This is a genomic window from Myroides sp. LJL116 (assembly GCF_054871685.1).
The window spans coordinates 1-7,118 of record NZ_JBTXLR010000035.1; the positions used below are offsets into that span (position 1 = coordinate 1).

The window sequence follows — 7,118 nt, forward strand, 5'->3', positions numbered from 1 at the left end:
TGGAAAAATCACTCCAATGGAGAAATGGGAAATGGACAAACACTTGATTTTAACCAAGAAAAAAGCAGCCTAAAACATTATACTTTAAAAACTTAAAAATACTCTAGGTTTATAGGGGTCAAAACAAGATCTGTATAACAATGCGTTTTGGAACGCACAGGATTTTCAGACTTTTATTACCCCGTATAGGTCAATAGTAGGGGTAGAACAAGGGAGATTAGGATCTTATTTTTATCAACCTACCTTAATGGAGCTCCTTCCAACAAAAGATCCAACCAAAAAAATAGCTAAACTCGCATACATTGGACATAATCCACAGACCAAAGAAAACCTACTTAGAATTATTTATAATATTGTGGTAAATATTTCAAAGGAGCAAATCTACTTTAGCTCCTATACTGATTTTGCTACAGCAACTTGGAACAAATTTACTAGTGGGGGAGTGCAGTACATTATTTCTGAGAATAGGTCAGTTAATCTTAGTCAAGTACAAGAGCAAGAGAAGGATATTAAAAAGTTACTCTCTTTTTTTAATACAGATCCACTGTCAATTACTTATTACTCCTGCGTGGATGCAAAAGAACTTTTCAACATAAAAGGGTTTGATTATACTTCGGATATGTACTTGTCTGAAAATGGAGGACTTGCAGAAGTGGGAGGTATCATATATTCGGCCAATAATGCGGAGATCTACACCCATGAAATTACCCATATTTATACAAGAAAATTATTTCCTTTTATTCCTACTATTTTAGACGAGGGATTAGCTACGTATTTTGGTGGAAGTGGGTTTTATGATTATCAGTGGCATAAGCGTGCCTTAAACAAGTATATAGAAGACAATAAAGTAGACTATGGGTATTATGTAGATAAGCCTTATGAAAGGTTTTATATAGATGATGAAACACCAGTACCTTACCTTATAGGAGCTCTTATTTGTGAATATGTCATTAATCTTATGGGGAAAGATAAGTTTGTAGAAACTTTACACCAAATCAATGCACATAGCGATGTATGGCAAGTTCTGGATACTTGGGGATTAACCAAGGCTAATATCAACCAAGAGTTAAATAAGGTACTCACGAATAACTAAGATGAAATTAGCCTAACCTAACTAAAGAATCTTTGTTAGGACTAATGTAATTTGGAAAATTAAACCATGATGGTTTTATTTAACTTAATTGCTGTGCTACAATATACTATGTGTTTCACTATCTTGCTATAGTTAAAGAGGGTATGTTCTAGTTTGGGAGGTTTTTGCTAGTGTGAGTAAATAAAATGAAGGCTTGAGTTAACTTTAAAGAAAAGTGATAGAAGTCTTATATCAGATAAAGTAGAAAATTAAAATTATGAGTACAGTTGCAGTGTTATTTCTATTGGCAATAGGTTTTTCGCTTATTTTCTGGAAAAAAATAAACGGCTTTATATTTTCGTCTATTTCTAGAAGGAAAATAAATCAAGGCAGTAGAGAATATCCTTTTACTCTAATAAGAAAGTATTATCTAAATAATAAGGCAGCAAACGCATTTCAGTCTATTTCCGATGAAATTTGGAGTGATTTAGATTTAGAAGATATCTATATGTTTATCGATCGGACTAATTCAAAAATAGGACAGCAGTATCTATATTTCAAGATGCGCACTATTGAATCTGTAGAGTCTTTAGCTAAATTCAATAAGATAAAAGGATATTTTTCTGAGAATCTATCCGTTTTGGATAAGAGTAAGAACCTTCTCAAAGAATTAGATCAGGAATATTTGTTTTATTATGAGAGTCTATTTAGTAAAGAGCAAGCTAGCCAAGTATTAGACAAAGGCGTATTTAGACTTCTAATGGCTTCTTCCATTTGTGTAGTCTTGGTTTTACTATTAGCAGTGATTAATCCAAAGTTATTAATCCTTTTGCTTCCGCTTTATTGTATAAACATGTATTTCCATTATCAGAACAAACAAAAGATATTCTTCTATCTTAATGGCATAAAGGCTTTAAATAAAGTGTTTGCAGTATATTGTAGCTTAGTGAAAAACGAGCAGTTAACTCTCTTGGTAGATAGAAAAGCTAACATAGAGAAAATAAAAGGGATAGTTAATAAAACCTTTTTATTTAGTCCAGGTGGTAGCTTTGTAGGTAATGAGTTTCTAACTATTATTTGGTATTCATTAGAATTAATTAAAATCTTGTTTAATATTGAATACCTTTTCTTTTATCTGTATCGTAAGGCATTAAAAGGGGAACACGCCAATTTAAAAGCTATGTATTGCTATCTAGCAGAGGTAGACTGCGCTATATCAACGGTAGAGTTTTGCAAAGAAACAGACAATCTATGCAGCCCTGTTTTTGCTAGTGAAAAGAGTATTAATATTCAAGGGCTATACCACCCTTTGTTAGTTAATGGGGTTAGTAATGATCTTATATTAAAAGAGACTAGTCTAATGCTAACAGGGTCTAATATGTCGGGTAAGACTACTTTTATTCGAGCTTTTGCAATCAATGCTATACTTGCAGAAACATTAGGGCTTGTATTTGCAAGAAGTTACTCTGCTCCATTTTCTAAAATATTTACCTCCATTAGAATCTCTGATGATTTAAGTAAGGGTAGTAGCTACTACTTTGAAGAATTAAATCGTTTAAAGTTTTTAATTGATACCTCACAGGAGGATCATCATTGTTTTTTTATACTAGATGAACTATTTAAGGGAACCAATACTATTGAACGTATATCTGGTGGGGTTGCGGTTTTGAATTATTTAAACAATGCATATTGTACGGTACTAGTTTCCACTCATGATTTAGAATTAGCGGAGTATTTGGAGTCTAAACAATATGATTTGTATTATTTTGATGAGAAAGTGCTTAACGGAGAATTAATTTATGATTATAAATTAAAGCGAGGGGTTGTTAGCCATGGCAATGCCATCGAACTAATGAAAAGAAGAGATTTTCCATCTATTATCATAAAGGAAGCTACCCAAGTGAAACAGACTTTAGTAGTATAATCTAGAGATAGAAGCTAATAGCTGTTTCTAGGAGGGACTGAAATGTAATGTATTTTACACTGGTCTAGGATAGGCAATTACTAATTTAGATAGTTTACAATACGCCAATATTAAAAATAATAATCTAGAATACTTTCCTTGACTTCAATAATCGATTGTTGAATAATAGCAATTTCTATGTCACTTCGGATGTTTTTTTAAGCTTTTATAAGACTTAATTATTCCTCCTTTTTAATAGTTTTACCTCTAATATTCCGCAATTTTGATTAATTTTATTTCGGTTTTTTTAAAGCTATACTAAGATATATACAATGAATAAAAAAGAAAATGACTGGTTTTTAGACTTACTTATACTAATTCCTGAACTACCAGGTATTTTGATGTTACTATTTGGTTTATTCTACTTATATTGGTCTAAAAAAGGAGATGATTGGATGTATGATACAGGAGGACCTGGGGTGTTTACCAATATTACGTGGATTAAGAACACTTATGGTGAAAAGGCGGCTAAAGGCTCTAACTTGCTTATTGCTTGGACTCTTATTGTGCTAGGTATAGTGCTTATTTTAATTGGAATATGGCTTCATATTGAAATTCTAACAAGTGCTAAATAGCCCTTTATCTACAATCAATGTTATAACTTTAGAATGATAAATTGTAAAAAAGGATTACCCAAGTAGACAAAGGATGTTTTCTGTTTTTCTTGCAATTTATAAGTAGATAGTTAATCGATCTTTATGCTATAGGTGTCGACAATAGTATAGTTGTTATCCTTGATTACTATAGTATATTCACCTTTATTTAAATAAAGTGGTTTTCTTATGGATTGGTCTCCAATTTCAACTATATCTGCAGGAATTCCATTATTTTCAAATTCCCCTAATCTATAAGCTAAAATAAGTAATGGTCCTTTCTTTTTTGTGGCAGGATACTCTATCCAGTGTTCTTTTTTTTCTGCTTTGAGCCAGTGAGGACGATCATTAATATACTGTGTCATAGGATGAATAACAACTATATCTGTTTGGCTGTTTCCTTTTGTTCCATTGAATATTTGCTTATCACTATCTTGTAATACAATAGATTCTTGGGTGTTATTTAGGCGCATGAATAAATGATTATTCTCTAGTTTAGATCTTTCTAAAAACATCGTTTGGTCTATTGTCAATGGATCGATTTGCATATTTTCTTTTAGCCTTCCTGCCATGGCCTTTCCCCAAATAGGATACTCATTTTCATAAACATGGGCGTAACCACAGAGGATGAGAGTTTTACCCTTAGGTACGCTTTCTATAAAATCTTGAATATTCTTGGCCTGTTCAATTTCTCTTTCTGTATTATTTTTGCCTTGAGTCGCTTCATAGCTAAAAAGAGTAAAGCCAATGCGTAATGCTTCGGTAATTAAATTACCAAATTCAGGTTCTTTTGTATAATAGCCACTCTCTAAAATAGGATATTTACGCTGATTTATTTCTGTATCGAACAAAGCCTCAAGGCCAAAGTAACGATAGCCATTATCATATAGTTCTTGGAGTAGCGATTTGGTAAATAATCGATGAAGAGCAAGGTGGTGCGCTTCATTTATAATGACAATTTCTTTGCTTTTTGCTTGCTCTATGATGTAGTCTTTAGCATTTATTATGTAGCTTTCTGCAAAATACAAACTATCTCTTACACTTGTTTTGGGTGGTTTTACGCCATTTTTATCCCAAGTTGCTAGCACTTCTGGGTAGTGGCCTGAAAAGGATAATTCCGCTGCACCTAATTAATATTTCCAAGCGAGCGTATCATTGTTTATTTCTTCTACAATTGTACTTGAAAACTTATATACCTCAGGACTTTTTTGCCCAAAGGAAGATATAAGATGAAAGAGAAAAAGTAGTGTAGCTATTTTCTTCATTTTTTTAAATAGTTTTCGGGTTACTTTTTAAATAGTTGGGAGGAGGGTTTTGAATTCTATTCTAGCATCTTTATGTCATCTTTTAAGTATTAGATAGCTTCGTTTAAATTTAAATTACATATTGTTAGTAATGAAGAAAAGGTGAAGGCGAATTGTATAAGTTGTTGATATTTAAATGTATGAAATATTTTTAACTCTTTATTTAGTTTAAAAGATTTATTATACTTTAGATAGTGTATTAATAATATAAAAATGATATCAGAAAAATTAAAGACTTATTTAAAGGAAAATGGTTGGTGGGAAGAGTAAGCAATAGAAATGTATGAAGGAACAATAGAAGAGTTAGCCATAGATAAGGATTCTGATTTTTATATCTTTTATAATCATGCCGAGCAAGATGCGCCAACATTTATGAGTGGTAGAGGCATTGAATTATATCATATAGGATAGTTCATTTTATATACAGGCTATTTAGAAGAGAAGCAATATATTTTAGAGGCTTTAAAATTGGGGCCACAGTTTATTCCTTTAGATTCATTTGAAGCAGAGCATGGTTTTTTCTATAATAAAGAAAATGGTACAGTGATAGAATTAGAACTAGGAGAATCGTTAGCTAATTTCCATAAGGGGATCATAGATAAACAATGGGAAAGTTTTAATTCGTTTTTAGAGTGGTATTTTTAATTAGAGTAATAAATTAGATGTATCTGGTTTATGGCTGCATGTTTAAAATATTAATTTATTGTTGGTTTATATAGTCTTGGTTTAACTATTCAAAAGGTTAGTTTAAAGGGCTCAAGGATCGCCTAAATTTTATGGTTCTTAATTTGAATTTTATACTTCTAGAAGTATTTGAACTTATATACTAGCAAATAGGCTATATACATCAGAAGTTTATTAATTTTACGAATGTAATGCAGCTAAAAATGGCACAATATTTAATAAAAGCAAAAACAGCAGAATGACATATCAGAAGTATAGTAAAAAAGTAGTAAACTGCTTATTCTTAATAATAATCGTGAGCTTCGTTTCCTGTCAAGATAAAAAACCTGATGTTTATTATCAATATGGAACCAAGGAGTATAGGGGCAAAGAAGATAGTTTAAAGATTAATACTGAAGAAGCTGCAGAGTTATTAGCTACCTACTACTTTAATGAAAACCCAGAAGTTAAGAGTTTGCATTTAGAGTTAGACGTAATATTTAATGATTACTATGTTTTCTCGGATAAAGTAATCTTATATAATGCTAAATCAGGGGATTATTCCATGGAAGGTACTTATTGGATAAACGGGATAACTAAGCAAATAAAGAAGGCGGATAATAATAATGTAGAAATGCTACTGCAGATACCTAAGGTAGGATTTGTACAAGAGTTTAAAAATAAATAGTTTACATCTTATAGGGTTCTTCCTGTTATGGAGGTAAGGTCTAGATGAGATAGTCTTTATACGATTAGTTAAGAAGTATTTGAGTTACGTGTTTACACTAAAAGAAAAGGTAGTATAATGTATTGCTATTCGAAGTATCGAGGTGTAACTTGGCTTGATCTTTCTTTAAGTGAGTTAGAACTTCTCTATAAAGGGTAGTACTTTTATAGAAATATAAAGTTTGAAAAGGGTCTACATGGCCTAAGCAATAAACACATGGCTGTAAAATACCTTAGTCAAAGTGTAATATGAATTGTAAGAATAACATATCATAAAATGAAAAAAATAATAGGACTTTCTATACTGTGCTGTATACTTTCCATAGTGAGTTGCGAAACTACGCAAAGCAAATTTCTACAAGAGAATGACATTATCTATTATGGGACAAAAGAATTTGAAGCGTTTGAAAAAAATGCCCCAATTAAATTACACCACGCTTGGAAAATACAAAAGCAATTTGCTCTAGAAAGAAATGAGTTACCTGAAAATTGGCTGTTTTTTGTTATCAATAATTATTATGTGTTCAATTCTTCAATAGAGCCAAAACAAAGAGAGGTTTTTTTAAAAGGCATCTGGGTTAATGCGGAAAACGCAGAGGTATTAGAAAGTGATTCCTTATTATTGCTAGAATATAAAAATGGCTATAATGGAGACGCAGAAAAGTTTCCATGACACTGTACCATAAACTGTGTAAGTATAAAAATCTGCTTGGGTAACTAAGCAGATTTTTTTATATATTTAATATTTAGACAGTTATGGATACAAAGAAGATTATCTCCGATGAAGTTTTCAAGGG

Annotated in this window: 8 protein-coding genes; 7 read left to right on the forward strand and 1 reads right to left on the reverse strand. The window is 31.4% G+C overall.

Going from position 1 to position 7,118, the window contains the following annotated elements; translation table 11 throughout:
* The first annotated feature begins 247 nt into the window (after positions 1 to 247).
* The 3 genes from ACYSNM_RS13575 (at position 248) to ACYSNM_RS13585 (ending at position 3,610) form a co-directional block, all read left to right on the forward strand.
* Positions 248 to 1,093 carry a hypothetical protein gene (locus ACYSNM_RS13575; RefSeq protein ID WP_461757415.1) on the forward strand — a complete coding sequence of 282 codons (846 nt, stop codon included), beginning with the start codon at positions 248 to 250 and terminating at the stop codon, positions 1,091 to 1,093.
* Positions 1,094 to 1,349: 256 nt separating this feature from the next.
* Positions 1,350 to 2,996 (forward strand): MutS-related protein, encoded by a 1,647-nt coding sequence (locus ACYSNM_RS13580; protein ID WP_461757416.1) that lies wholly within the window; start codon positions 1,350 to 1,352, stop codon positions 2,994 to 2,996.
* Positions 2,997 to 3,307: 311 nt separating this feature from the next.
* Positions 3,308 to 3,610 carry a hypothetical protein gene (locus ACYSNM_RS13585; RefSeq protein WP_461757417.1) on the forward strand — a complete coding sequence of 101 codons (303 nt, stop codon included), beginning with the start codon at positions 3,308 to 3,310 and terminating at the stop codon, positions 3,608 to 3,610.
* 110 nt (positions 3,611 to 3,720) lie between these two features.
* Here ACYSNM_RS13585 and ACYSNM_RS13590 read toward each other — a convergent pair whose 3' ends face one another.
* Entirely contained in the window at positions 3,721 to 4,716 is a 996-nt protein-coding gene (locus tag ACYSNM_RS13590) for a hypothetical protein (RefSeq protein ID WP_461757418.1), read from the reverse strand.
* A gap of 495 nt (positions 4,717 to 5,211) precedes the next feature.
* On the opposite strand from ACYSNM_RS13590, the gene ACYSNM_RS13595 reads away from it, so the two are divergent.
* From ACYSNM_RS13595 to ACYSNM_RS13610, 4 genes are all read left to right on the forward strand, one after another.
* Entirely contained in the window at positions 5,212 to 5,343 is a 132-nt protein-coding gene (locus ACYSNM_RS13595; protein ID WP_461757419.1) for a hypothetical protein, read from the forward strand.
* Positions 5,344 to 5,400: 57 nt separating this feature from the next.
* A complete protein-coding gene (locus tag ACYSNM_RS13600) occupies positions 5,401 to 5,577 on the forward strand; it encodes a hypothetical protein (protein WP_461757420.1) in 177 nt (58 codons plus the stop codon).
* Positions 5,578 to 5,854: 277 nt separating this feature from the next.
* A complete protein-coding gene (locus tag ACYSNM_RS13605; RefSeq protein WP_461757421.1) occupies positions 5,855 to 6,283 on the forward strand; it encodes a hypothetical protein in 429 nt (142 codons plus the stop codon).
* A gap of 315 nt (positions 6,284 to 6,598) precedes the next feature.
* Positions 6,599 to 6,994: a hypothetical protein gene (locus ACYSNM_RS13610; protein ID WP_461757422.1), complete on the forward strand. Its 396-nt coding sequence runs from the start codon at positions 6,599 to 6,601 to the stop codon at positions 6,992 to 6,994.
* Positions 6,995 to 7,118 lie beyond the last annotated feature (124 nt).

What these genes read in the sequence shown, in the direction of transcription:
- ACYSNM_RS13575 (WP_461757415.1), top strand. Translation starts at nt 248, where the DNA reads ATGGAGCTCCTTCCAACAAAAGATCCAACCAAAAAAATAGCTAAACTC.
- ACYSNM_RS13580 (WP_461757416.1), top strand. Translation starts at nt 1,350, where the DNA reads ATGAGTACAGTTGCAGTGTTATTTCTATTGGCAATAGGTTTTTCGCTT.
- ACYSNM_RS13585 (WP_461757417.1), top strand. Translation starts at nt 3,308, where the DNA reads ATGAATAAAAAAGAAAATGACTGGTTTTTAGACTTACTTATACTAATT.
- ACYSNM_RS13595 (WP_461757419.1), top strand. Translation starts at nt 5,212, where the DNA reads ATGTATGAAGGAACAATAGAAGAGTTAGCCATAGATAAGGATTCTGAT.
- ACYSNM_RS13605 (WP_461757421.1), top strand. Translation starts at nt 5,855, where the DNA reads ATGACATATCAGAAGTATAGTAAAAAAGTAGTAAACTGCTTATTCTTA.
- ACYSNM_RS13610 (WP_461757422.1), top strand. Translation starts at nt 6,599, where the DNA reads ATGAAAAAAATAATAGGACTTTCTATACTGTGCTGTATACTTTCCATA.